Genomic DNA, 24,032 nt, shown 5'->3' with positions numbered 1-24,032 from the left:
GACGACCGGGGACGAACCCCCGGTGAAAGGAGCCCCGGCCCGTGCCCGCCTCGACCGTCCTCGTCTACACCCGCGCCACCGGCTACCGTCACGACTCCCTCCCCGCGGCCGCGGACACGCTCGCCGCCCTGGCACGGCAGTGCGGGTTCGGGGCGGAAGTCACGGACGATCCCGCGGTGTTCACGCCGGACCTGCTCGGCCGGTGCGCGACCGTCGTCTTCGTGTCCACGACCGGCCCCGTCCTCACCGACCGGGCACGGGCGGCCCTGGAGGGTCATGTGCGCGGCGGTGGCGGCTTCGTCGCCGTGCACGCGGCGGCCGGCGCCGAGCCGGACTGGCCCTTCTTCGGTCTCCTCCTCGGCACCCGTTTCGCGGGCCATCCGCCGCTCCAGGAGGGGCTGGTCCTCGTGGAGGACCCCTCGCACCCGGCGACCGCGCACCTGCCCGCAAAGTGGGCCTGGACCGACGAGTGGTACAACTTCACCGCGCATCCGCGCGGTGAGGGCGTCCGCGTCCTGCTGCGGGCCGGTGAGACGGCCTGCACCGGTGGCGCCCACGGCGAGGACCACCCGCTTTCCTGGTGCCACGAGAAGGCCGGAGGCCGCTTCTTCTTCACCGCGCTGGGACACACCTCAAAGTCCTACGCGGATCCCGCCTTCCGCTCCCATCTCCTCGGCGCCCTCCGCTGGACGGCGGACCGCCGACGGCCGGCTCCGGCCGGGAGCGGGTGACCGGGGCGGCGAGCCCGCGGTCGTGCACCGAGGGCGGCGTCACCGGGACCCGCCCCACCACCGGAGCAGAGAGGTGACCACCACACCCCGGCCGATCCGTCACGAATGGGAGCCGTACCGCACATGGACCGCATTCCTCCCCGTCATGCCCTCCCGTCCACAGACATGAGCCGCCGCGGTCTGCTGAAGACCGCAGGCGGGCTGAGCACGGCGCTCCTCCTCGGGGGAACCGCAGCCGCGCCCGCCTCCGCCGGCACCTCCGCCCGCAAAGCACCCTCCGCCTGGACCCATCCCGGCATGCTGCACAACGCCGGCGACATCGCCCGGGCGAAGGCCGGGGTCGCCGCCGGCAGCGACCCCTGGCTGGCCGGCTGGAACCGGCTCACCGCCAACCCCCACGCCCGCTCCACCTGGACACCTCGCCCGCAGGCGACCGTCGTCCGCGGCGGAACGGGCCAGAACTACGGCATCCTGTACAACGACATCCACGCCGCCTACCAGAACGCCCTGTGCTGGCATATCGGCGGCTCCGAGGCCCATGCGCAGTGCGCCGCCCGCATCCTCAACGCGTGGTCGTCGACCCTGACGGCCGTCACGGGAAACGCCGACCGCTTCCTCGCCGCCGGCATCTACGGCTGGCAGTTCGCCAACGCGGCCGAACTCATGCGGACGTATCCGGCGTTCGACCTCGCCCGCTTCCGGCGGATGATGGCCGACGTCTTCTACCCGCTCAACAACCAGTTCCTGACCGGCCACAACGACGCCTGCGTCACCAACTACTGGGCGAACTGGGACCTGTGCACCATGGCGTCGGTCCTCGCCATCGGCATCCTCGACGAGGACCCGGCGAAGTACGACCAGGCCGTCACGTACTTCAGGACCGGCGCGGGCAACGGCTCGGTCCGCAACGCCGTCCCCTTCCTGCACCACGGCGTCGAGGGCCACGACCTCGGCCTCGGTCAGTGGCAGGAGTCGGGCCGGGACCAGGGACACAGCGTGATGGGCATGGGCCAGATGGGCGCCGTCTGCGAGATGGCGTGGAACCAGGGCGAGGACCTCTACTCGTACGACGACCGGCGCTTCCTGAAGGCCGCCCAGTACGTCGCCAGGTACAACCTCGGCCTGGACGTGCCCTTCACCGCCTACACCTGGGGCAGCGGCCAGAACTGCAGCCGGCAGACCCACACGGTGATCAGCTCCGCCTCCCGCGGCCAGATCCGTCCGGTGTGGGCCATGCTGCACCACCACTACAACCGGCGCCTGCGCCTCGACGACGAGTACATCGCTCGGATGTACTCGTCCATCGCCCCCGAGGGCGGCGGAGGGGACTACGGCCCGAACAGCGGCGGCTACGACCAGCTCGGCTTCGGCACGCTGATGTACGCCGCATAGCGCCGGTGCGCCGGGGTGGTCAGAGGCCGCCGAGGGCTTCGGGGCCGGCCAGGCCGGTCAGGGCGCCGACCGGGTCGAGGTCGGGGGTGCCGCGGGGCCACCAGTCGTCGTGGCCCGGTTCGGACTCGTAGGCGTACCACAGACCGGTGCGGCCGAGGCGGAGCTGGAGGTGCCCCGCGGGGTGGGTGAGGCGGTTGCGCCAGGGGCGGAAGGCCGGGAGGTCGGCGGCGAGCAGCGCGGGACGGGCCCGGTCGAAGCGGCCGGCCGGCGGGTCCCAGGGCTCCTCCAGGACGGCGAGTCCCTCGTGGCCGCCCTGCCGCCAGGCGGCCACCGCCCGCGCCAGCTCGGAGGTGCTGCGGCCGGCGGCCCGGGCCAGCGAGGAGTACAGCGTCCGGGTGGCCGCGGTGAGGCCGGAGCCGGGGCGGGCGGCGGCGAGGCGGACGGCGTCCTGCCACAGCGTCAGGCCGCCGACCGGGTCGCGGCCCGTGGTGAGCAGGGCGTGGGCGCGGGCGGCGGCGTCGGTGGCCAGCTGGTCCAGCGCGAAGGGGTCCGGGCCGCCGGGCGCGGCCGGGTAGGCGGGGGGCTGTTCGGGGTGCGGGGGTGCGGGCAGCGGTGGCGGGAGGGGCGGCAGCGAGCGGGCGGCCAGTGCCTCGGTGGCCCGGACGCCGGGGAGCGGCGCCGGGTCCCTGTCCTGGGCGGCGCGGGCCGCGCGGGCGGCGCTGAGCCGGGACAGCGCATCGAGCAGGTCGCGTTCGCCCCGGCCGCGCAGCAGGAGCAGGACGAAGGGGTCGGCGTCGAGCAGGCGTGCCGTCTGGTAGCAGAGGGCGGCGGCGTGCTTGCAGGGGTGGCCGGTGTCGGGGCAGCTGCACTGCGGGACGAGGTCGCCGGGGCCGGGGAGCAGGGGGACGCCGCAGTCGGCGAGGGAGTGGGGGAGTTCCCTGTCGAGGAGGGCGGCGATGTGGCCCGGCCGGTCGGCCGCGGCGTCCAGGAAGCGGTCCCAGCCGGCGTCGTCGAGGGTGCGCAGCCGTACCTGCACGCGGTACGGCCTGGGGCGGCTGCCCTGCACGTAGACGAGAACCAGTCCGGGTGTGACGGTGATGGCGTCCACGTGCCCCTGCTCGGCGTACCCGCGGCCTCGCGCCAGCCGCTTCGGGTCCAGCGCGCCCTCCTCCAGCGCCGTCACCCATGCGTTGCCCCACCAGGTCTCGGCGAAGCCGTCACCGGACGCCGTCCGGGGCGGGAGGGCCGGGAACGTACGCCGGAGGTCGCCGTCGCGGTCCGGGGCGGCCATGGAGCGCGGGGCACGCGGGCTCGCGGGCGGCGGGGCGGAGTCCCGGCCGTGCGTCACGGGGGCATGTTCCGGGCGCGCTGCCGCCTGCTGCCGTTCGGCCTGCCGTTCGGCCTGCTGCTCGGCCTGCCGTTCGGCCGACGGGAGCGGTGGCTCGTGCGACGGGGCGGGGGCGTGCTCGTCGTGGAGTGCGCCGACGGGCTCGCCGGAGGTCGGGGCGTCCTCGGCGGGGTCCACCTCCGGGGGGAGGCGGAACGCGCCCGCGACGAAGTCCCGGAGGGCGCGGGCACGGGCGTCGGCGGTGGGCGGGCCTCCGGCTCCCTGCGGACCTCGGGCCGGGCGGGACGGCAGCCGGGTGCGCGCCGGGCCGTTCGCCGCGCTGTCCGACCGCGCCTGTGCCTGTGCCTGCCGACGGGCCGCCCGCAGCGCCTCACGCGCCACGTCCGCCGGCCGGCCGGTGTTCCCGGAACCGGGTTCCGAGCGGGGCGCGGGGGCGGCGCCGGCGGGAGACGGCGATGCCGAGGCGCACGGCTTCTCGCCCGTCGCCTCGTCCGTTTTCTCGTCCGTCGGCTCCGTCGGCTCCGCCGCCTCCGTCGCCTCGCTCGTCGCGGCGGACCCGGGGCCGGACGCGGGGTCCGGCATGCCGTCAGCGGCCGGGGCGGCGGCTGTCGCCGTGTCGGCGGTCCGTGCGCTGCGCAGTGCCGCGCGTGCGATGTCCCCGGGGCGGCGTGGCCCGGTGTGCGCCTCGTGGTCCGCTTCCTTCTGCGGCTCCCGGTCCCGCTCCCGGACGCCGCCGTGCTCCTGTCCGTGCCTGCGCGCCGGCTCACGTTCCGTGCCGCCGGTGCGCGGGGCCGTGTGCGCGGCTCCGGCGTGGGCGTGGACATCGGTGCGGGTGTCGTCCGGGCCCGGTGCCGTGTCGCCGCGTTGCCGTGCCGCGCGCAGGGCACGGCGGGCCTCGTCGGCGGGGTGGGGGGTCATGACGGCCTCCGCAGGGACACGAGGTCGGTCAGTTCGCGGTCGGTCAGTTCGGTCAGGGCCGACTCGCCCGTGCCGAGGACGGCGTCGGCCAGGGCCCGCTTGGAGCGGAGCATCTCGGCGATGCGGTCCTCGACCGTGCCCTCGGCGATGAGGCGGTGGACCTGGACCGGCTGGGTCTGGCCGATGCGGTAGGCCCGGTCGGTGGCCTGCTCCTCGACGGCCGGGTTCCACCAGCGGTCGACGTGCACGACGTGGCTGGCGCGGGTGAGGTTCAGGCCGGTGCCGGCGGCCTTCAGGGACAGGACCAGCACGGGCACCGCCCCGCTCTGGAAGCGGTCGACCATGCGCTCGCGCTCCGGCACCGGCGTGCCGCCGTGCAGGAGGTCGGCCGGGACCGCGCGGGCGGCCAGGTGGGAGGTGACGAGGCGGGCCATGCCGACGTACTGCGTGAAGACGAGCACCGAGCCGTCCTCGGCGAGGACGGTGTCCAGCAGCTCGTCCAGGAGGGCGAGTTTGCCCGAGCGGGCGGCGAGGCCCTCGCCCGCTCCCGGCGGGTGCTCCTCCTTCAGGAACAGCGCCGGGTGGTCGCAGATCTGCTTCAGCGAGGTCAGGAGCTTGAGCACCAGGCCGCGCCGGGCGATGCCGTCCGCGGCCTCGATGGCGGCCATCGACTCGCGCACCACCGCCTCGTACAGCGCGGCCTGTTCGCGGGTGAGGGCCACCGGGCGGTCGGTCTCGGTCTTCGGCGGCAGTTCGGGGACGATGCCGGGGTCGGACTTCCTGCGGCGCAGCAGGAAGGGGCGGACGAGGCGGGCCAGGCGCCGCGCCGCCTCCTCGTCCTCGCCGTTCTCCACGGCGCGCGCGTGCCGGGCGCGGAAGGTCTTGAGGGGGCCGAGGAGACCGGGGGTCGTCCAGTCGAGCAGCGCCCACAGCTCGGAGAGGTTGTTCTCGACGGGTGTGCCGGTGAGCGCGACGCGGGCCGGGGACGGGATGGTGCGCAGTGCCTTCGCGGTCGCCGAGTACGGGTTCTTGACGTGCTGTGCCTCGTCGGCGACGACCATGCCCCAGGGCTGCTCGGCGAGTTCCGTCGCGGCGGAGCGCATCGTGCCGTACGTGGTCAGGACGAAGCCGCCGGTCAGGCCGTCCAGGGTGCGGTCGGGGCCGTGGAAGCGGCGGACGGGGACGCCGGGGGCGAACCGGCCGATCTCCCGCTGCCAGTTGCCCAGCAGGGAGGCGGGGCAGACGACCAGGGTCGGTTCGGGGCGGGCCCGGCGCAGGTGCAGGGCGATGAGGGTGACCGTCTTGCCGAGGCCCATGTCGTCGGCGAGGCAGCCGCCGAGGCCGAGCGAGGTCATGAGGTCGAGCCAGGCGAGGCCGCGCAGCTGGTAGTCGCGGAGGGTGGCGTGCAGGCCGGGCGGGGGTTCGGCGGGCCGGATGCCCGCCGTCAGCCGGTCGCGCAGGGCGGCCAGCGCGCCGGCCGGCACCACCTCGACCGTCTCCCCGTCCGCCTCCGCGGTGCCGGTGAGGGCGACGGAGAGGGCCTCGACCGGGTCGAGCAGGCCCAGGTCGCGCCGGCGGGCGCGGCGGGCGACGGCCGGGTCGACCAGCACCCACCGGTCGCGCAGCCTCACGACCGGGCGGTGGGCCTCGGCGAGGGTGTCCATCTCGGCCTCGGTGAGCGGGTCGCCGCCGATCGCCAGCTGCCAGCGGAACTGGAGGAGGGATCCGCTCTCGAAGAAGCCCGTGCCGTCGGTGGCGGAGCCGGGCGCGGGCCGGACCACTGCGGTCGCGGTGAGGTCCTGGGCGAGGTCGCGGGGCCAGTGCACGGCGACCCCGGCGGCGGCGAGCCGGCCGGCGGCCACGCCCAGCAGGTCGGTGACCTCCTCCTCGGACAGTCCGAGGACGTCGGGCACGTCCTGCTCGGTGAGCCGGTCGAGCGGGGGCCAGACGCGGGCCGCGCGCCGCACGGCGAGGGCGGCGTCGACGCGGGCGCGGGGGCCGAACGCGGCGTCGGCCGCGCCCGACCACAGGTCCGCGGCGTCGGCCACGAGGGTGGGGTCGGCGAGGCTGTGCACCTGGACGACCGCCGCTCCCGCGGCGCGGACTCCCCCGCTCGCGCCGCGGTCGAACAGGTCGAACGCCGACAGGTCCAGGCGGAGCGAGATCCGCACGCCCGCGTCCATGCCGGCGGCGACCTCCGCGGCCCAGTCGTGGGCCCGGGGCAGGTGCTGGGCGGTGCGTGCGGCGAAAGGGCGGCCGGAGGCGTGCGGGGCGGCGGGGGTGCGGGGCAGGGTGTCGGCGACCGCGTCCAGGAAGGCGCGCATCAGCGCCTCCGGGGCCGGCAGCCGGATCGGCCCGGGGCCGTCCAGCGGCACGGCGTGTCCTTCGGGGGGCAGCGCGGCGGCCACCGCCCGCAGGTGCGCGATGTCCTCGCGGTCGAGCGGGCCGGCCCGCCAGGCGTCGTGCCCGCTCGCCGTCAGGCCGGGCAGCAGGCGTCCGCGTGCGGTGATCCGCAGGGCGTGCAGGGCGGCGGCGCCCCAGCAGGCGGTGGCCGGGTGGGCGGCCGGGTCGTGCCGGGCCCGCACCAGCAGGGGCAGGGCCTCGGTGAGCGGGAGGGACAGCGCGGGCGTGGCCTTGCGGCGCACCGCGGCGCCGTGCCGGCGTACGACGGTGATCTCCGTGAGCTCAGGCCCGTCCCCGGCGGTGTCATCGGCCGGGTCTCCGGCGGGCGGGCTCCCGTCGCCGGGCGGGGCGGCGGTGACGGGGCCGTCGTCGGGGTCCCAGAAGGCGATGCGTCCGTGGCGAGGGAGGGGTGCGGGCAGGAAGACGGCGGCGAGCCGGACGGGGACGGACGCCTGTCCCGCGTCGGTGCGCTCGCCGCGCTCGTCCCGTCCGGCCAGGATGGCCGTCGCGGTCCTGTCGCTCATACGTCCTGTCACCTCCCGCCCGCGTCCCGGATCAGATGTCTTCGACTCTACGGGCGGGGTCTGACAACCGGCCCCGGCGGCCTGCTCGGCCCGTACCGCACGGGCGGGACCCTGCCGGACGGACCGGGCCCCTGCCGGACGGGCGGCGGGGCGGCAGCGGGCGAGAAACGGCGGGCGGCGGGCGGCGGGCGGCGGGCCGGCCGAAGCCCTGGCCGGGGTTCCCGGCGGAGTCCCGGGCAGGCAGCCCGGCGGACCCCGGTCGGGGAACCCGGCAGGCACCGGTCAGGGCACCGTGCGGGAGACGACGTAGACCATCGGGCGGTCGGGGTGGCCCAGGTTGACGAGGACGTCCTGGGTCGGGGCCGGGTTCTTCTGCTCGTGGACCAGTCCCCACCAGGGGCCGGGCCGGTCGAAGTTCCAGCCGGTGACCTCCTGGTCGCGGTCGCTGATGACCTTCTCGTCGCGCTTCAGGTCGCCCCTGGTGACGCCCATGCTCGCCAGGAAGGCGTCCAGGCCCGCGCCGGTGGTCTCGAACTGGACGTAGAGGCGGCTGGTCTTCCAGTTGTTCGTCTCGTAGTGGGCGACCTCGTCGGCGGGGGCCGGGACGGGGACCTCGTAGAGACGGCGCTGGAGCTTGGTCGGCCAGCCATCGGTCAGGCCGGTCGCCGAGTACCGGGCCTCCTTGACCTTGCCGCTGTCACGGCTCTGGTTGGCGGAGATCACCAGGTAACCGGCGGGGATGCCGATGAGCAGGACGATGATGAGCAGGGTGAGCGTCCGGCGGCGGATCATGTGCCAGCGGTCCTCCGCCGGACGGGCGGGCTCCTGCGGGGAGCCGGACCGGTGCGGCAGGGGGCTCGTCACGGCGCCTCCTGGGCCGAGCGGCGGGCCTGTGCGTACCGCTCGTAGCGCTCGTACCGCTCCACCCGGCGCCGCTTGGCGCGGCGGAACCGGCGGGCGACCAGGCGGGCCAGGTCGGCGGCGCCCACCATGCCGGCCTCGGGGCCGAGCTGGGCGCGGACGATGCGGGCCTCGGGGCGGTAGCCGCGGCCGGTGAGCTGGCGCTTGAAGGCGTCGCGCGCCGGGCCGATCAGCAGGTCGTCGGCGGCGCTGACCCCGCCGCCGATCACGAAGCAGGACGGGTCGAGGGCGGCCGCCAGGTTGGCGATGCCGACGCCGAGCCACTGGCCGATGTCCTGGAGCAGCTCGACGCACATGGCGTCGCCCTCGCGGGCCAGCTCGGTGATCATCGGGCCGTTGATGTCGGCGATGCTGCCCTTGACGTGCTCGATGACCCCGTACGCCACCGGCGAGTCGGCGGCGGCCAGCTCGCGGGCCTCCCGGACCAGGGCGTTGCCGGAGCTGTACTGCTCCCAGCAGCCGCGGTTGCCGCACGGGCAGCGGTGGCCGCCGGGGACGACCTGCATGTGGCCGAACTCGCCGGCGACGCCGTACTTGCCGCGCTTGACCTGGCCGTCCTCCAGGATCGCGCCGCCGATGCCGGTGCCGAGGGTGATCATGACGAGGTGGTCCTCGCCGCGGCCGGCGCCGAAGCGCCACTCGGCCCAGGCTGCGGTGTTGGCGTCGTTGTCCACCAGGACGGGGACCGCGAGGCGGCCGGCGATGCGGTCGCGCAGCGGTTCGTTGCGCCAGGCCAGGTGGGGGGCGAACAGGACGCGGTTGCGGTCGGCGTCGACCCAGCCGGCCGCGCCGATGCCGACGGCGTGCACGTCGTGCCGGTCGGACAGGTCCAGGACCAGCTCGACGATCGTGTCCTCGACGACCTTGGGGCTCTTGGACTTGTCCGGGGTCTCCGTGCGGAGCTTCTCCAGGATGTTGCCGTCGGCGTCGACGACACCCGCCATGACCTTCGTACCGCCGATGTCGATGCCGACCGTCGGCACCCGGGGGGCCGTGAGGTGCGAGCGGCGCTCCCTGGTGCCGACGGTGCGCAGGACCGTGGCACGGCGGGAGCCGATGGGGGCGGTGAAGTCGCGGTAGGTGCTCATCGGATGAGATTGTGCCGCACGCCCCCGCCGGGAACCGAATGCGGCAGGGGGCGGGGCCGTCCCGTCACCGGGGACGGGAGCCGTGCGGGCGCGAGCGCCCACACGGGGGCCCGCACGCCGGCGCGGCCCCGCGCCGCCTAGCGGCGCTGCAGCTCGTGGCGCAGGTCGTCCAGCTCGTTCCCGCCCGCCATCTGCCTCGTGAGCTCGTCCAGGGTGATGTCCTCGCGTTCGTGGTTGCCGACCATCGTGCCGCGCTTCAGCAGCACGAATCTGTCGCCCACGAGGTACGCGTGGTGGGGGTTGTGGGTGATGAGTACAACACCCAGGCCCTGGTCGCGTGCCGCCGCCACATACTTGAGGACCACGCCGGACTGCTTGACGCCGAGGGCCGCCGTCGGCTCGTCGAGCACCAGGACCTTCGCGCCGAAGTGCACCGCGCGGGCGATGGCCACGCACTGGCGTTCGCCGCCGGAGAGGGTGCCGATGGGCTGGTCGACGTCGCGCAGGTCGATGCCCATGCGCAGGAGCTCCGCGTGGGTGGTGCGGCGCATGTGGTCGACGTCCATGCGCTTGAAGGGGCCGACGCCCTTGCGCGGCTCGGAGCCGAGGAAGAAGTTCCGCCAGACCGGCATGAGCGGGACGACGGCGAGGTCCTGGTAGACGGTGGCGATACCGCGGTCCAGGGCCTCGCGCGGGGAGCCGAGGCGGGTCTCCTCGCCGTCGAGGCGCAGGGTGCCGCCGTCGTGCTGGTGCAGACCGGCGATGATCTTGATGAGGGTGGATTTTCCGGCGCCGTTGTCGCCGAGCACGCAGGTGATCTCGCCCGCGTGGACCTGGAGGGAGACGCCCTCCAGGGCGCGGACGTTGCCGTAGTGCTTGCTGACGTCCGTCAGCTCGACGAGCGCCGTGCGGTTTCCGGTCTGCGTCACTTGGTGGCCTCCGCACGCTTGCGGACCCAGGCGTTGAGCAGGGTCGCGAGGAGCAGCATCGCCCCGAGGAAGAACTTGAACCAGTCGGGGTTCCACTCGGCGAAGACGATGCCCTTGCTGGTCATGCCGAAGATCAGGGCGCCGACCGCCGAGCCGACGGCGCTGCCGTAGCCGCCGGTGATCAGGCAGCCGCCGATGACGGCCGCGATGATGTAGATCAGCTCGTTGCCGACGCCCTCGCCGGACTGGACGACGTCGTACGAGAAGAGCAGGTGCTGGCCGGAGATCCAGGCGCCGAGGGCCACGCCCATGTAGAGGCCGACCTTGGTCCGGGTGACCGGGACGCCGACCGCGCGGGCGGCGTCCTTGTTGCCGCCGACCGCGAAGATCCAGTTGCCGGCGCGGGTGCGCAGCAGGATCCAGCTGGCGACGGCGACCAGGGCGAGCCACCACAGGATGGTCACCTTGAAGCCGACCCCGCCGACGGTGATCGTGGAGGCGAAGACGTCGCGGGCCGAGGGGAAGCCCTCCATGTCGGCGATCGTCTTGGTGGAGACGGTGCCGCCGATCAGCTTGGTGAAGCCCAGGTTCATGCCGGTCAGCATCAGGAAGGTGCCGAGCGTGATGATGAAGCTGGGCAGCCTGGTGCGGGTGAGCATGAAGCCGTTGAACGCGCCGATGGCCAGGGTGACCAGCAGGGACACGCCGACGCCGACCCAGACGTTGGCGGTCATCTGGTAGCTGAACATCGACGAGATCAGCGCCGAGGACGTGACCATGACGCCGGCGGACAGGTCGAACTCGCCGCCGATCATCAGCAGCGCCACCGGGACGGCCATGATGCCGATCGTGGAGGCGGCGTAGAGCACCGTGCTGAGGCTGGAGGCGCGCAGGAAACTGTCGGCGAAGAAGGCGAAGAAGACGAAGACCGCGATCGCGCCGACGACGGATCCGAGCTCGGGGCGGCCCAGCAGTCTGCGCAGCCCGGGCCCCTGCGGCGTCCGTTCGCCGGCCTCTTTCACCTGCGTGGCGCTCATCGGGTGCCCCGCTCCGTGTAGTCGGCCAGGGCCGCGGCGTCGTCCTCGGTGATGATCTGCGGCCCGGTGAGCACCGGCCGGCCGCCGCCGAGGACGTCGGCGTTGTACTTGTACAGCCACAGCAGGTCGACGGCCTCGTAGCCCTGGAGGTAGGGCTGCTGGTCGACGGCGAAGCCGAGGCTGCCGTCCTCGAGGCCCGCGACCACCTTGGCGTTGAGGTCGAAGGTGTCGATCTCGGCCTTGCTGCCCGCGCCCTGCTTGGCCTTCACGGCCGTGTCGGCGTAGGGGGCGCCGAGGGTGACGACCGCGTCGACGGCCTTGTCGGTCTGCAGCTTGGCCTCGAGGGCGGACTGCACGTCCGGCATGCTCGTGCCGGTGACGTAGAGCCGCTCCACCTTGCCGTCGAAGGTCTTCTCGACGCCGTCGCAGCGCTGCTCGTGTCCGACGTTGCCCTGTTCGTGCAGGACGCAGAGCGCCCGCTTGCGGCCGCGCTGGTTCAGCTCCTCGCCGACGGCCTCGCCGGCGATCGTCTCGTCCTGCCCGATGTGGGTGAGGGCGCCGAACTGCTTCGACTCCCGCGATCCGGAGTTCACGGTGATCACCGGGATGCCGGCCTTCCGGGCGCGGGCGACGGCGGCCTTCATGGCGTCGGGCTTGGCCAGCGTGACGATGATCCCGTCGACCTTCTTGTCGACGGCCGCGTCCACGAGCTGGGCCTGCTGCTGCGCCTCGTCGTCGTGGGAGTAGACGAAGTTGATGTTGTCCTTCTTCGCGGCCTGTTCGGCGCCGCTCTGGACGATGTCCCAGAAGGTGTCGCCGTCACCCGAGTGGGTGATCATCGCGAAGGTCCAGCGGGGGGTGTTCACCGCCGCCCTCCCCTGGGCCGCCGCAGCCTTGCGGGCGTCCTCGGCGCGCTTGCCGCCCGTGCTGCTGCAGCCGGCCAGGGACACCGACAGTGCCCCTGCCAGCGCGATGCCCACCCATGTCCGAAACCGTGCCACGAGGCCGTGCCCTTCTTGCTGTGCCGTGCTGTGCTAGTGGGTTCTGGAAATCCCAAACGCCCCATTGTCCGACACCGGCATCGCTCGCGCCGTACCGGGGAGCAGCGGTCGGTCACATTGTCCGGACATGGGGACGGGTGTGCACGGCGGGCCGGTGCGGATCCGCACCGGCCGGCGCCGGGGGCGTCAGGACCGTACGAGCAGCTGGAACTCGAAGGAGTAGCGGGACGGCCGGTAGGTGTGCGTGCCCAGCTCCACGGCCCGCCCGGTGTCGTCGAACGTGACGCGCCGCATGGTGAGCAGCGGGGCGCCCTCCTTCTCGCCGAGCCGCTCGGCCTCGGCGGCGGTGGCGGCGCGGGCTCCGATGGACTGGCGGGCGCTGTGCAGAGTGATCCCGGCGGCGCGCATCAGCCGGTAGAGGCCGGTGGCCTCGAGCTGCGCGGTGTCCAGGTCGAGGAGGCCGGGCGGCAGGAAGTTGCACAGGTACGCCATCGGCTCCCCGTGCGCGAGCCGCAGCCGCTCCACCCGGTGGACGTCCTCGCCCTCGGTCACCCCGAGGGCCGCGGCGACCTCGGCGGTGGCCGGGACGACGGTGTCGACCAGGAGTTTCGTGGTGGGGCGCTGCCCGGCGGCCTCCAGGTCGTCGTACAGGCTGCTGAGCTCCAGCGGGCGCTTGACCTGGCTGTGGACCACCTGGGTGCCGATGCCCCGGCGGCGCACGAGCAGTCCCTTGTCGACCAGCGACTGGATGGCCTGGCGGACGGTGGGACGGGACAGGCCGAGCCGCGCGGCGAGCTCGATCTCGTTGCCCAGCAGGCTGCCCGGGGTCAGCGCCCCGCGCTCGATCGCGGCCTCGAGCTGCTGCGACAGCTGGAAGTACAGCGGCACGGGGCTGCTGCGGTCCACGCCGAGGTCGAGCGTCACGGTCGGGTCCACTCCTGGTCTGGGCACGGGGCGAGCGTAGTCCCGCGTGCTGTTGACGGGAAGTCGTGAAGTCCGATTGTCCTGACATGAGGGCGGTCGGTGTCCGGAAGCGGCGGGTGCACCCCCTCTCACACCGGGTCCCCTCGTCCCGGCGGCGCGTGCGCCTCCCGGTCCGCGCCCGTCCCCCGTCCCGTCTGGCGCCCGTCGTCCCGGTGTTCGTCCAGGAGTCCCGCGTCGTACACCAGCAGCGCGATCTGTACGCGGTTGTTCAGGTCCAGCTTGGCCAGGACGCGGGAGACGTGGGTCTTGACGGTGGCCACGCTCATGTAGAGCCGCGCGGCGATCTCCGCGTTGGCCAGGCCCCGGCCGACGGCGACGGCGACCTCGCGTTCGCGGTCGTTGAGGACGGCGACGCGCTCACGGGCGCGCGCGTGCCTGATGTCGGCGGCGCCGCCGGCCGCGTGCTCCATCAGCCGCCGGGTCACGGCGGGCGACAGGACCGGGTCGCCGGCCGCGACCTTGCGCACGGCATCCAGGATCTCGGCGGGCGGGGTGTCCTTGAGGACGAAGCCGGCGGCGCCCGCGCGCAGGGCCCGCAGCACCTGCTCGTCGGCGTGGAAGGTGGTGAGGACCACGACCTGCGGGGCGTCCTCGCGGGTGCGCAGCCGCTCGGTGGCGGTCAGGCCGTCCGTCCCCGGCATCCGGATGTCCATGAGGACGACGTCCGGCCGGGTGCGGTCGACGAGCGCCTCGACCTCGTCGCCGTCGGCGGCCTCGCCGACGATCTCGACGTCGGCGGCGCCGCCCAGCATGAAGGACAGTCCGGCCCGCACGAGCGGATCGTCGTCGACGAGGAGCAGTCTGATCGCGGTCATGCGCCTACGAAACCACGCCGGCCGGGGCGGGCACAGGCCGGTGGCGGACCGGGGCCGCCCGGTGCTGACGGCCCGCCAGCACGTTCGCGGCGAAGGCGGAGTTCACCCCCACGGCAGCCGCGCCCGTACCTCGAAGCCGCCGTCGGCCGTGGGGCCGTGCTCCAGCGTGCCGCCCGCCAGCGTGGCGCGCTCGGCCAGTCCGATCAGGCCCTGCCCGGAACCGGGCACCTCGGGCACGTCCCCCTCGGGCGGGGCGTTGCGCACGGTCACGTCGAGTCCCTCGCCCGGCGCCCCGGTGACGGAGAGGGTGACCTCGGCGCCGGGGGCGTGCTTGCGGGCGTTGGTCAGGGCCTCCTGGGCGACGCGGTAGGCGGTGCGGCCGACGGAGGCGGGGACCGAGGCGGGGTCGGTGACGTGTCCGGCGCGGGTCACCCTCATGCCGGCCTCGCGGGACTCGGCGACCAGGGCGTCCAGTGCCGCGAGGGTCGGCTGGGGGCGGCCCGCGTCGTCGGAGTCGCCGGCCCGCAGGACGCCGATGATCTCCCGCAGGTCCTGCAGTGCCTCGTGGGCGCTCTCCCGGATGACGCCGGCCGCCCGGGCCACCTCCTCGCGGGAGGCGTCGGGCCGGAACTCCAGCGCGCCCGCGTGCACGCTGAGCAGGGTCAGCCGGTGGGCGAGGACGTCGTGCATCTCCCGGGCGATGGCTTCCCTGGCGAGCCGCTGGGCCTGTTCGGCCCGCAGTCGCGCCTCCGTCTCCGCGTGCCGGGCCCGGTCGCGCAGGCTGAGCAGGAGCTGGCGCCTGGAGCGGGCGAGCATGCCCCAGCCGGCCACCGTCACCGCAAGCAGGACACCCAGGAGGACGTTGCCGAGATAGGGCAGCTCGGGGTCCGGGCGCAGCCAGTAGAAGAGGGGTTGCACCAGGATGTTGGCGCAGGTCAGCCAGGCCGTGTACCGGAAGGGACGGTGGACGGCGACGGTGAAGAGGGAGACGAGGGCGGCACCGCCCGAGGTGACCGACACGAAGCCGACGGGCACCAGCGCCACCGCGAGCCCGACCGGCCACCGGCGCCTGAGCCACACGGCGGCACACGCCAGGGCGCCGACCAGCTGGTCGGCGACTCCCCAGCCGGGCGGGAGACCGGGCTCCTGGTCCAGGGTGTCCGCGCCCAGCAGGCCGATCAGGACGGCGAGCAGGAAGCAGGTGAAGTCGACGAGCCAGTCGCGGGCGGTCCGCCGGGACCGGCGTCCGGACCCCCCGGCGTCCGGGTCGAGCTGGTCGGCCAGCGCCGACGGCAGCAGCCAGCGCCGCCCGGGGAACGCCGGGTTGGTGCCTACCGGCCTGTCTTCGTCCACGGTCGGCAAATCTACGCAGCGTCGGCCGCCGTCGTCCCGGTGCGCGGCGGATCGGCTACCGAAGTCGCGGGGACGTAGACCTTCGGTGTTCCCCCCGGCGGGCGGCGGGGGCTTTCGCCGGGGACGCCCCGCCCCGCGGCCGATGCGGGCGGGGGGTCCGCGGGGCGAGGGTCGGAGGCATGAAGGAGTTTCTGGAGATCGTCGGATTCCTCGTGCTGGTGCAGGGCGTGGCGGGCCTGGTACACGTGTTCACCGACTGGGACTGGGGGTTCGTGCAGCGGATCGGCTTCCTCGACGGGTACGAGGTGTACGCGAGCGTCGCGCTGATCGTGCTGGCCCTCGCCCTGTTCGCCGCCGCCGAGAGCCGGAAGTCCGGGTGAGACGGGGTCCGACCGGCGGGCGCCGTTCCCGGCCGCCGGCGTCGGCCGGGCCCGGGCTCTCGTGACGACGTGCGCGGGGCGCGCCGGTGTGTGCCGCCGGTGCGCCCCGTGGGTGTCCGGGAACCGGCCGCCTCCCGTCGCCGGGGAGGCGGCCGGGCCGTGGGTCAGCCGCCGAGTTCCTGGTGGCGGGCGGCGAGGTGGGCCGCGCCGTCCTCGGTCAGGGAGCCGAACAGGCGCAGGCGGGAGATGCCGCCGTCGGGGTAGATGTCGACGCGCGCGTGGGTGCCGACGGCCGCCTCCGGCAGGACGAAGCGGTGGTTGGTGTCGGGCTGCATGCGGGTGCGGGGCAGCACCTCGCGCCACTCGCCGTCCTCGCCGTCCTTGACGGAGACCGACGCCCAGCCCGCCGAGTTGCCCTTCAGGTAGGCGGTGTCGATCTCGATCGCGCGGATCTGCGAGCGGTCGACGAGCCGGTAGCTGATCCAGTCGTTGCCCCGGTCGCGGCGGCGGCGGGTCTCCCAGCCGTCGTCCATCTTGCGGGAGCGGCCCGGCTGGATGGTGTTGGTGGCCGGCGAGTAGAAGAGGTTGGAGGCGTCCTCGACCTGGCCGCCGTTCTCCAGGGCGACCACGTCGAAGGTGCCGAGGGCGGCGAGCCACGCCGGGTCGGGTACGACCTCGCCGTGGACGCGCAGGCGGGCGATGCCGCCGTCGGGGTGCTGCTTGAGGCGCAGGTGGGTGAAGCGCTGTTCGGCGGTGACGGCGAAGCCGTTGGCGGCGTGGCCGCCGACCGCGGTGCGCGGGACGAGGGTCGTCCACTTCACGTCGTCCGCGAGGAGTTCCTCGGGCGACGGGGAGCCGGCGACCGAGGCGCCCTCGACGGAGACGGCCTGCGGGTAGTTGCCGCGGAAGTGGGCGGTGTCGACGACGATGCCGCGGATGACGCCGGGGGCGCCGAGGCGGATCAGCGCCCAGTCGTGGTCGTCCTCGGTGGGCCAGGGGTGCTCGGCGGAGGTGCCGCGCCGGCGGCGGGTCTCCCAGCCGTCCATGACCTTGCCCTTGTGCCCGAAGTGCTCGGGGTCGAACTCGGCGCGCTCGGGCACCAGCAGGTTCTCGCGCTGGGCGAAGAACTCGTCGTTGGCGGCGACGACACCGGCGCCCAGTCGCCGGTCGGCGAGGTTCGCGTACTGGGTGAAGGGGAGGTCGGTGCTGCGGTAGTCCGCGTACGGGTCGCCGCCTCCGTAGGGGTTCGCGTCTCCGGTGAAGCTGGCCAACGAGGTGTTCTGCTGGGCCGTCACGGTGATCAGGTGTTCCTTCCGGGGTCGTTCGGGATGGGTCTTCGGGCAGGTCCGGACCGGTCAGGAGGTCAGGGGGTCCGGGAGAGGAGCTGTCCCTTCGGTTCGGTGAACGCGCCGTCCGCCACGATGCGCTCTCCGCGCAGCCAGGTGGACTTCACGACGCCGTACAGGGTCTTGCCCGCGTACGCGGTGACGCGGTTGCGGTGCTGCAGGCCGGCCGGGTCGACGGTGAAGGTCTCGTCGGGGGCGAGGACGGCGAAGTCCGCGTCACGGCCCGGTGCGATGGCGCCCTTGCGGGTGTCCAGGCCGACGAGGCGGGAGGTGTTGGCCGACATCCAGCGGACGATGTCCTCCAGGCCGTGGCCGCGCCCGCGGGCCGCGGTCCACATGGCCGCGAGGCTCAGCTGGAGGCCGGCGATGCCGCCCCAGGCGGTGGCGAAGTCGTCGGTCTTCAGGTCGGCGGTGGAGGGCGAGTGGTCGGTGACCACGCAGTCGATGGTGCCGTCGGCCAGCGCCTGCCACAGCAGGTCCTGGTTGGCGGCCTCGCGGATGGGCGGGCAGCACTTGAACTCGCTGGCGCCGTCGGGGACTTCCTCGGCGGTGAGCGTGAGGTAGTGCGGGCAGGTCTCCACGGTGAGGCGGACGCCCTCGGCGCGGGCCTCGGCGATCAGCGGCAGGGCGTCGCTGGAGGAGAGGTGGAGCACGTGCACGCGTGCGTCGAACCGCTTCGCCTGCTCGATGAGGGAGGCGATGGCGGTGTCCTCGGCGTCGCGCGGCCGACTGGCGAGGAAGTGGGCGTACTTGGGGCCGCCCTGCTGCGGGGCGGCGGCCAGGTGGTGCGGGTCCTCGGCGTGGACGATCAGCAGGCCGTCGAAGGCGGCGATCTCGGCGAGGGACCGGGCGAGCTGTTCCTGGTCGAGGTGCGGGAACTCGTCCACGCCCGACGGCGACAGGAAGCACTTGAAGCCGAAGACGCCGGCCTCGTGCAGCGGACGCAGGTCCTTGACGTTGTCGGGCAGGGCGCCGCCCCAGAAGCCGACGTCGATGTGCGCCTTGTCGGCGGCGACCTGCTGCTTGGTCCGCAGGTTCTCGACCGTGGTGGTGGGCGGGATGGAGTTGAGCGGCATGTCGACGAGGGTGGTGATGCCACCGGCGGCCGCGGCGCGGGTGGCGGTCCAGAAGCCCTCCCACTCGGTGCGCCCGGGGTCGTTGACGTGCACGTGGGTGTCGACCAGGCCGGGCAGGACGACGTGGTCGCCGACGTCCTCCAGGCGGGCACCGTCCGGTACGGGCGCGTCGTGGGGCAGTACGTCCGTGATCGTGCCGCCGCTCACCGCGACGGACGCGGCACGTATGCCCTCGGGAGTGATGACGCGCGTCGAGCGCAGCACCAGGTCGGTCTGGGACACCCGAACCCCTCTCTCTGCAGTCGTTCTGCCGCCGGCCCGTCGCCGGGACGCCGGCCCGCCGGTTCACCTCGGGAAACGGGAACTCTCACCGCGTCCACGCGGCGGACTTCAACATTCTGTTGAAGGAGTGTTCACTTCCCGTTCCACGCCGTCAAGAGGCACCCTCCGGCCGGGCACGGCCGACGACTTCGCTCTAGACGTTTCCACAAAGCGGAATTACTATTCCGACAGACAGAACGTAGCTATGTACAAGCGGGGAGTCAACCGGCCGCCGGGTAGGCTTCTGCCCTCCCGCCAGTCCCGAAAGGAACGTGCCGTGCCGACGTCCAGCGCCAGCACCACCGACTCCGCCAGGTCCGCCACGGGTGGCGTCCAGTCCCTGGAACGCGCCTTCGACCTGCTCGAACGGATGGCGGACGCGGGCGGCGAGGTCGGTCTGAGCGAGCTGTCCGCCAGCAGCGGGCTGCCGCTGCCGACCATCCACCGTCTGATGCGCACCCTCGTGGCCTGCGGGTACGTACGCCAGCAGTCCAACCGCCGCTACGCGCTCGGCCCGCGCCTGATCCGCCTCGGCGAGTCCGCCTCCCGGCTGCTGGGGACCTGGGCGCGTCCGCACCTGGCCCGGCTGGTCGAGGAGACCGGCGAGACGGCGAACATGGCCCTGCTCGACGGCGACGAGATCGTCTACGTCGCCCAGGTGCCGTCCAAGCACTCGATGCGCATGTTCACCGAGGTCGGACGGCGTGTCCTGCCGCACTCGACGGGCGTCGGCAAGGCGCTGCTCGCCGACTTCCCGGCGGAGGAGGTGCGGGCCCTGCTGAACCGCACGGGCATGCCGGCCGCGACGGAGAAGACGATCACCACGCCGGACGGTTTCATCGCGGCGCTGGAGGACGTGCGGCGCCGGGGCTACGCGGTCGACGACAACGAGCAGGAGATCGGCGTGCGCTGCCTGGCCGTCTCCGTGCCGAACTCCCCCACCGCGGCGGCCATCTCCATCTCCGGCCCGGCGGGCCGCGTCACGGAGGAGGCCACCGAGCGGATGGTGCCGCTGCTGCAGCAGGTGGCGGCCGAGCTGTCGGAGACCCTGCTCGCCTCGAACGGCACCCCGGCCGCCTGACCCGCACCGCACACGCTCGGCCCCCGGCGGTCACACCGCCGGGGGCCGCCGCCGTCGGGGGCCGAACGGCCGGGGTCACCGTCACCGCCGGGGGCCGGACAACCGCGGGCCGGACAACCGGGGCCGCCGTCACCACTGAGGGCCGAACGGCCGAAGTCGCCGTCGCCGGGAGCCGCCGGGGCCGCCCTCACCGCCGGGGCGGCACGCTCGCCGCGTGCCGGGGGTTCACCGGTGCGACGGCTCCCCGAAGAGCGCGACGGCGTCGCGGACGTCCGCCAGTTCCCGCGACAGGGCGCTGACGGAACCGATCGCGCCGGCTATCAGCAGCAGGGAGCGGTGCAGCCGCGCCACCTCGGGGACGCCGTGGCCGGTCATCGCGGCCAGGTCGGCCAGCTCGTCCTCGGCGAACGTCCGGTCCGGGAAGTCCGCGGGCAGCACGGCGAGCCGGCGGCGCAACCGGGACACCGCGGTGCGCAGCTCCGCCACCCGCAGGTCCTCGTCGCCGGCGGTCGTCCGCCCCTGTTCCAGGCTCCGCAACACAGCCCTCCCCCTCGCACTCCGTTGTGCGCCCCTGTGCGGTGCAACTGCCGAGCGCCCCCTGACACCGGCCGGGCGCCGGGGACGCGGGACAGTAAACGCCACCCCACGCCGGACGCGCCACCACGGGGGACGAAATCCAGTCCCCGGAAATCCCCCGCACACCAAGGCGCCTGACGCCCGCTCGGGTATGCAGGTGCCATGACGGACACCGAAGGCCAGGTGGCGGGCCTGCTGCTCGCCGCCGGCGGCGGGCGACGGCTCGGCGGCCGGCCCAAGGCACTGCTCGAACATCGCGGACATCCACTCGTCGAACATGTGGCCGGTGCGTTGCGCGCGGCCGGCTGCGCCCGCGTGCACGTCGTCCTGGGGGCGCGGGCCGAGGACGTACGCGCGCGGGCGGCGCTCGAGGGGTGTGTGCTGGTGGACAGCCCCGACTGGGAGCGGGGCATGGGTGCCTCGCTGCGCGCCGGGCTCGCCTCGCTGGCCGGCACGGAGGCGCGGGCGGCGCTGGTCTGCCTGGTGGACCAGCCCGGCATCGGCGCGGAGGCGATGGCACGGGTGCGTGCCGGGTACCGGGACGAGACGTCACTCGTCTCGGCGGCGTACGCCGGCGTGCGCGGGCATCCCGTACTCCTCGGGGCGGCGCACTGGGCGGGCGTGTCGGCGACTGCGACCGGGGACCGGGGGGCACGCGCCTATCTGCGGGAACACGAGACGGAGATCGCCCTCGTCGAGTGCGGGGACGTGGCACGGCCGTACGACATCGACACCGTGGCCGACCTGCGCCACCTTGAGTGAGAGGCGTGGCACCGAGCGCCACTGTCCCTCGACCCGGAGAATCTCGACATCAACAAACCATTGAAGTTCCACGATGAGGAAACTACTATCCACTGACCAGAAGCACTCGCCCGCACAGCAAGTGCGCTATGCCCCATACGCGCCCGTTGGCACCCGGTGCCACCGCTGAAGGAAGTGACAGCTCATGTCCGCACCAGCGCCGTCCTCGCTGGCCATCGTCGACGCCGAGCCCCTGCCCCGGCAGGAGGAGGTCCTCACCGATGCGGCGCTCGCCTTCGTGGCCGAGCTGCACCGGCGGTTCACGCCCCGGCGTGACGAGCTCCTCGCCCGCCGTGCGGAGCGCCGCGCCGAGATCGCCCGCACCTCCACGCTCGACTTCCTCCCGGAGACCGCGCACATCCGCGCGGACGACTCCTGGAAGGTGGCCCCCGCCCCGGCCGCGCTGCAGGACCGCCGCGTCGAGATCACCGGCCCCACCGACCGCAAGATGACCATCAACGCCCTCAACTCGGGCGCGAAGGTCTGGCTCGCGGACTTCGAGGACGCCTCCGCCCCGACCTGGGAGAACGTTGTCCTCGGCCAGCTCAACCTGATCTCCGCCTACACCCGCACCATCGACTTCACCGACGAGCGCACCGGCAAGTCGTACGCCCTGCGCCCGAACGACGAGCTGGCGACGGTCGTCATGCGCCCGCGCGGCTGGCACCTCGACGAGCGCCACCTCCAGGTCGACGGCCGCCCGGTCCCCGGCGCCCTGGTCGACTTCGGCCTCTACTTCTTCCACAACGCGCAGCGTCTGCTGGACCTCGGCAAGGGCCCGTACTTCTACCTCCCGAAGACGGAGTCGCACCTGGAGGCCCGCCTCTGGAACGAGATCTTCGTCTTCGCGCAGGACTACGTCGGCATCCCGCAGGGCACCGTCCGCGCCACCGTCCTGATCGAGACGATCACGGCCGCGTACGAGATGGAGGAGATCCTCTACGAGCTGCGCGACCACGCCTCCGGGCTGAACGCCGGCCGCTGGGACTACCTGTTCTCCATCGTCAAGAACTTCCGTGACGGCGGCGCCAAGTTCGTGCTCCCGGACCGCAACGCGGTCACGATGACCGCCCCGTTCATGCGCGCGTACACCGAACTCCTCGTGCGCACCTGCCACAAGCGCGGCGCGCACGCGATCGGCGGCATGGCGGCGTTCATCCCGTCCCGCAAGGACCCCGAGGTCAACAAGGTGGCCTTCGAGAAGGTCCGCGCCGACAAGGACCGCGAGGCCGGCGACGGCTTCGACGGCTCCTGGGTCGCCCACCCCGATCTGGTCCCGATCGCCATGGAGTCCTTCGACAAGGTCCTCGGCGACAGGCCGAACCAGAAGGACCGCCTGCGCGAGGACGTCGACGTCAAGGCCGAGGACCTCATCGCGATCGACTCGCTCGACGCCAGGCCGACGTACGCGGGCCTGGTCAACGCCGTCCAGGTCGGCATCCGTTACATCGAGGCGTGGCTGCGCGGCCTGGGCGCCGTCGCCATCTTCAACCTGATGGAGGACGCGGCCACCGCCGAGATCTCCCGCTCGCAGATCTGGCAGTGGATCAACGCGGAGGTCGTCCTCGACAACGGCGAGAAGGTCACCGCCGACCTCGCCCGCAAGGTCGCCGCCGAGGAGCTGGAGAACATCCGCAAGGAGATCGGCGACGAGGCCTTCGCGGCCGGCAACTGGCAGCAGGCGCACGACCTGCTGCTGACCGTCTCCCTCGACGAGGACTACGCCGACTTCCTGACCCTGCCGGCGTACGAGCAGCTCAAGGGCTGACGGCCGCCCGACGCCCACGGCAGGCCCGTGTCCCCGGTCTCGTACAGCACCGGGGGCACGGGCCTGTTCGCGTCCGCGTCGCTCCGGACGGCTCCGCACCCGCTCCGGATCACTCCAGGTGCACGGACCAGTCCTGCTCCGCGGGCGGCTTGCCGTGCAGGTCGGGGACCTGCTTGAGCCAGTCGGGACGGCCCTGCCGGGTGCGGGCCGCGCGGGCGGCGTTCTCGGCGGCGAGTTCCTCGCGCGTCGGGAAGTCGGTGGGCAGCCAGTCCCGGGAGGCCCGTGCGCGCGCCTCCAGGTAATCCACGTAGGCGGCGCGGACCCGGTCGGGCGTGTCGAGGCCGGCCTCGCAGGTCAGCCACTCCTCCGGCACCCGCGCCACCACGTCGTGCAACAGCTCCCGCGTCACCTTCGGCGCCAGCTCGGCATCGGCGGCCCGGACGTCCGGCGCGCTGTGGCCGAGGGCGTGGTGGCGGAAGTCGTACGCCTTCCGCGGCTCGGAGGCGTCCCAGCGGTGGTGGAAGACCAGGGCCGCGCCGTGGTCGATGAGCCACAGGCGCGGGGGCACGGCACCGAAGGTGGGCCACACCATCAGGTTGGAGCTGTGCACGGTCCGGTCGACGTTCACGGTCAGGGCGTCCAGCCAGACGATCCGCCCGGCCTCCGCCGGGTCCACCGGGAACCTCTTCGCGACCTCGGGCGTGAAGTCGACGCCGCCCGGCAGGTAATCCATGCCGAGGTTGAGCCCCGCGCTGGCTTTCAGCAGGTCCCGCACCTCCTGGTGCGGCTCCCCCGCGCCGACGGCCGGATCGAAGCCGACGCGCACCAGCTCGGGCACGCGCAGCCCCAGCTCCCGCGCCAGCTCGCCCACGATCACCTCGGCGACCAGCGCCTTGCGCCCCTGCGCGGAGCCGGTGAACTTGACGACGTACGTGCCCAGGTCGTCGGCCTCGACGACGCCGGGCACGGAGCCGCCGGTGTGCAGGGGCTCGACGTAGCGGGTGGCGGTGACCTGTCTCATCCGTCCGTCCCCTGCTCCCGACTTCTCACTTCTGTCTTCCGGCATGGAGCGAGCATAGTGACCGAGCGTGACAGGAAGCGGGGCGCTATGGACCCGGGGGCCGCACGAAGGAGCGCGGTCAGGGGACGAGGCACGGTCCTCCTCCGCTGGAACAGCGTCGCCCTCGCCCTCCGGCGACACGGCCACCCCGGAGGGCGCGGGCGGACGGCGCTCCCCCC

20 protein-coding genes are annotated in these 24,032 nt (G+C 73.7%); 6 read left to right on the top strand and 14 right to left on the bottom strand.

Going from position 1 to position 24,032, the window contains the following annotated elements:
• Positions 1-41 precede the first annotated feature (41 nt).
• Together ACFYOJ_RS12210 and ACFYOJ_RS12205 are read left to right on the top strand one after the other, a co-directional pair.
• Positions 42-731: a ThuA domain-containing protein gene (locus ACFYOJ_RS12210; RefSeq protein ID WP_356556430.1), complete on the top strand. Its 690-nt coding sequence runs from the start codon at positions 42-44 to the stop codon at positions 729-731.
• A gap of 165 nt (positions 732-896) precedes the next feature.
• Positions 897-2,123 carry an alginate lyase family protein gene (locus ACFYOJ_RS12205; protein WP_356556429.1) on the top strand — a complete coding sequence of 409 codons (1,227 nt, stop codon included), beginning with the start codon at positions 897-899 and terminating at the stop codon, positions 2,121-2,123.
• A gap of 19 nt (positions 2,124-2,142) precedes the next feature.
• Here ACFYOJ_RS12205 and ACFYOJ_RS12200 read toward each other — a convergent pair whose 3' ends face one another.
• From ACFYOJ_RS12200 to ACFYOJ_RS12155, 10 genes are all read right to left on the bottom strand, one after another.
• A complete protein-coding gene (locus ACFYOJ_RS12200) occupies positions 2,143-4,389 on the bottom strand; it encodes an SWIM zinc finger family protein (protein ID WP_356556428.1) in 2,247 nt (748 codons plus the stop codon).
• Complete coding sequence (locus ACFYOJ_RS12195) at positions 4,386-7,316, bottom strand: SNF2-related protein (protein WP_356556427.1); 2,931 nt, start codon at positions 7,314-7,316, stop codon at positions 4,386-4,388. Before ACFYOJ_RS12195 ends, ACFYOJ_RS12200 begins: the two co-directional genes overlap by 4 nt.
• Before the next feature lie 282 nt (positions 7,317-7,598).
• On the bottom strand, positions 7,599-8,180 hold the full coding sequence (locus ACFYOJ_RS12190) for a sugar kinase (protein ID WP_356556426.1): 582 nt from the start codon (positions 8,178-8,180) through the stop codon (positions 7,599-7,601).
• Positions 8,177-9,325, bottom strand: coding sequence for an ROK family glucokinase (locus ACFYOJ_RS12185; RefSeq protein WP_356556425.1), 1,149 nt, complete (start codon positions 9,323-9,325; stop codon positions 8,177-8,179). The genes ACFYOJ_RS12190 and ACFYOJ_RS12185 overlap by 4 nt, the downstream gene beginning before the upstream one ends.
• Before the next feature lie 137 nt (positions 9,326-9,462).
• Positions 9,463-10,254 carry an ATP-binding cassette domain-containing protein gene (locus ACFYOJ_RS12180; protein ID WP_356556424.1) on the bottom strand — a complete coding sequence of 264 codons (792 nt, stop codon included), beginning with the start codon at positions 10,252-10,254 and terminating at the stop codon, positions 9,463-9,465.
• Complete coding sequence (locus tag ACFYOJ_RS12175; protein ID WP_356556423.1) at positions 10,251-11,291, bottom strand: ABC transporter permease; 1,041 nt, start codon at positions 11,289-11,291, stop codon at positions 10,251-10,253. Before ACFYOJ_RS12175 ends, ACFYOJ_RS12180 begins: the two co-directional genes overlap by 4 nt.
• A complete protein-coding gene (locus ACFYOJ_RS12170) occupies positions 11,288-12,292 on the bottom strand; it encodes a sugar ABC transporter substrate-binding protein (RefSeq protein WP_356556422.1) in 1,005 nt (334 codons plus the stop codon). The genes ACFYOJ_RS12175 and ACFYOJ_RS12170 overlap by 4 nt, the downstream gene beginning before the upstream one ends.
• 186 nt (positions 12,293-12,478) lie before the next feature.
• Complete coding sequence (locus tag ACFYOJ_RS12165) at positions 12,479-13,216, bottom strand: GntR family transcriptional regulator (protein WP_356556464.1); 738 nt, start codon at positions 13,214-13,216, stop codon at positions 12,479-12,481.
• 128 nt (positions 13,217-13,344) lie between these two features.
• Positions 13,345-14,091: a response regulator transcription factor gene (locus ACFYOJ_RS12160; protein WP_356556421.1), complete on the bottom strand. Its 747-nt coding sequence runs from the start codon at positions 14,089-14,091 to the stop codon at positions 13,345-13,347.
• A gap of 102 nt (positions 14,092-14,193) precedes the next feature.
• Entirely contained in the window at positions 14,194-15,444 is a 1,251-nt protein-coding gene (locus tag ACFYOJ_RS12155) for a histidine kinase (protein ID WP_356556420.1), read from the bottom strand.
• Positions 15,445-15,623: 179 nt separating this feature from the next.
• Between ACFYOJ_RS12155 and ACFYOJ_RS12150 the strand changes: the two genes are divergently transcribed.
• The gene (locus tag ACFYOJ_RS12150) at positions 15,624-15,824 is read left to right on the top strand and encodes a hypothetical protein (protein WP_356556418.1); all 201 of its coding nucleotides are present in this window, start codon (positions 15,624-15,626) and stop codon (positions 15,822-15,824) included.
• 164 nt (positions 15,825-15,988) lie between these two features.
• Here ACFYOJ_RS12150 and alc read toward each other — a convergent pair whose 3' ends face one another.
• On the bottom strand, positions 15,989-17,119 hold the full coding sequence (alc, locus tag ACFYOJ_RS12145) for an allantoicase (RefSeq protein ID WP_356556416.1): 1,131 nt from the start codon (positions 17,117-17,119) through the stop codon (positions 15,989-15,991).
• A 68-nt stretch (positions 17,120-17,187) separates the two neighbouring features.
• Positions 17,188-18,528: an allantoinase AllB gene (allB, locus tag ACFYOJ_RS12140; protein ID WP_356556414.1), complete on the bottom strand. Its 1,341-nt coding sequence runs from the start codon at positions 18,526-18,528 to the stop codon at positions 17,188-17,190.
• A gap of 316 nt (positions 18,529-18,844) precedes the next feature.
• Here allB and ACFYOJ_RS12135 point away from each other — a divergent pair, with 316 nt between their 5' ends.
• Positions 18,845-19,648 carry an IclR family transcriptional regulator gene (locus ACFYOJ_RS12135; protein WP_356556412.1) on the top strand — a complete coding sequence of 268 codons (804 nt, stop codon included), beginning with the start codon at positions 18,845-18,847 and terminating at the stop codon, positions 19,646-19,648.
• 225 nt (positions 19,649-19,873) lie between these two features.
• Here ACFYOJ_RS12135 and ACFYOJ_RS12130 read toward each other — a convergent pair whose 3' ends face one another.
• Positions 19,874-20,188, bottom strand: coding sequence for a DUF5955 family protein (locus ACFYOJ_RS12130; protein ID WP_356556411.1), 315 nt, complete (start codon positions 20,186-20,188; stop codon positions 19,874-19,876).
• A 198-nt stretch (positions 20,189-20,386) separates the two neighbouring features.
• On the opposite strand from ACFYOJ_RS12130, the gene ACFYOJ_RS12125 reads away from it, so the two are divergent.
• Together ACFYOJ_RS12125 and aceB are read left to right on the top strand one after the other, a co-directional pair.
• Positions 20,387-20,986: a nucleotidyltransferase family protein gene (locus ACFYOJ_RS12125; protein WP_356556409.1), complete on the top strand. Its 600-nt coding sequence runs from the start codon at positions 20,387-20,389 to the stop codon at positions 20,984-20,986.
• A 184-nt stretch (positions 20,987-21,170) separates the two neighbouring features.
• Positions 21,171-22,793: a malate synthase A gene (aceB, locus tag ACFYOJ_RS12120; RefSeq protein WP_356556407.1), complete on the top strand. Its 1,623-nt coding sequence runs from the start codon at positions 21,171-21,173 to the stop codon at positions 22,791-22,793.
• A gap of 109 nt (positions 22,794-22,902) precedes the next feature.
• On the opposite strand, the gene ACFYOJ_RS12115 is transcribed toward aceB, so the two are convergent.
• Positions 22,903-23,814, bottom strand: a complete 912-nt coding sequence (locus tag ACFYOJ_RS12115; protein WP_356556405.1) for a HipA family kinase — start codon at positions 23,812-23,814, stop codon at positions 22,903-22,905.
• Between the last annotated feature and the right edge of the window lie 218 nt (positions 23,815-24,032).

Source organism: Streptomyces sp. NPDC006384 (genome assembly GCF_042870695.1).
Taxonomy (GTDB): Bacteria; Actinomycetota; Actinomycetes; order Streptomycetales; family Streptomycetaceae; genus Streptomyces.
This window is presented reverse-complemented; position numbering and strand designations above follow the sequence as displayed.

Coding starts and splice junctions, on each gene's coding strand:
- ACFYOJ_RS12185 (WP_356556425.1), bottom strand. CDS start 9,325: ATGAGCACCTACCGCGACTTCACCGCCCCCATCGGCTCCCGCCGTGCC.
- ACFYOJ_RS12195 (WP_356556427.1), bottom strand. CDS start 7,316: ATGAGCGACAGGACCGCGACGGCCATCCTGGCCGGACGGGACGAGCGC.
- ACFYOJ_RS12125 (WP_356556409.1), top strand. CDS start 20,387: ATGACGGACACCGAAGGCCAGGTGGCGGGCCTGCTGCTCGCCGCCGGC.
- ACFYOJ_RS12200 (WP_356556428.1), bottom strand. CDS start 4,389: ATGACCCCCCACCCCGCCGACGAGGCCCGCCGTGCCCTGCGCGCGGCA.
- ACFYOJ_RS12115 (WP_356556405.1), bottom strand. CDS start 23,814: ATGAGACAGGTCACCGCCACCCGCTACGTCGAGCCCCTGCACACCGGC.
- aceB (WP_356556407.1), top strand. CDS start 21,171: ATGTCCGCACCAGCGCCGTCCTCGCTGGCCATCGTCGACGCCGAGCCC.
- ACFYOJ_RS12205 (WP_356556429.1), top strand. CDS start 897: ATGAGCCGCCGCGGTCTGCTGAAGACCGCAGGCGGGCTGAGCACGGCG.
- ACFYOJ_RS12150 (WP_356556418.1), top strand. CDS start 15,624: ATGAAGGAGTTTCTGGAGATCGTCGGATTCCTCGTGCTGGTGCAGGGC.
- ACFYOJ_RS12175 (WP_356556423.1), bottom strand. CDS start 11,291: ATGAGCGCCACGCAGGTGAAAGAGGCCGGCGAACGGACGCCGCAGGGG.
- ACFYOJ_RS12160 (WP_356556421.1), bottom strand. CDS start 14,091: ATGACCGCGATCAGACTGCTCCTCGTCGACGACGATCCGCTCGTGCGG.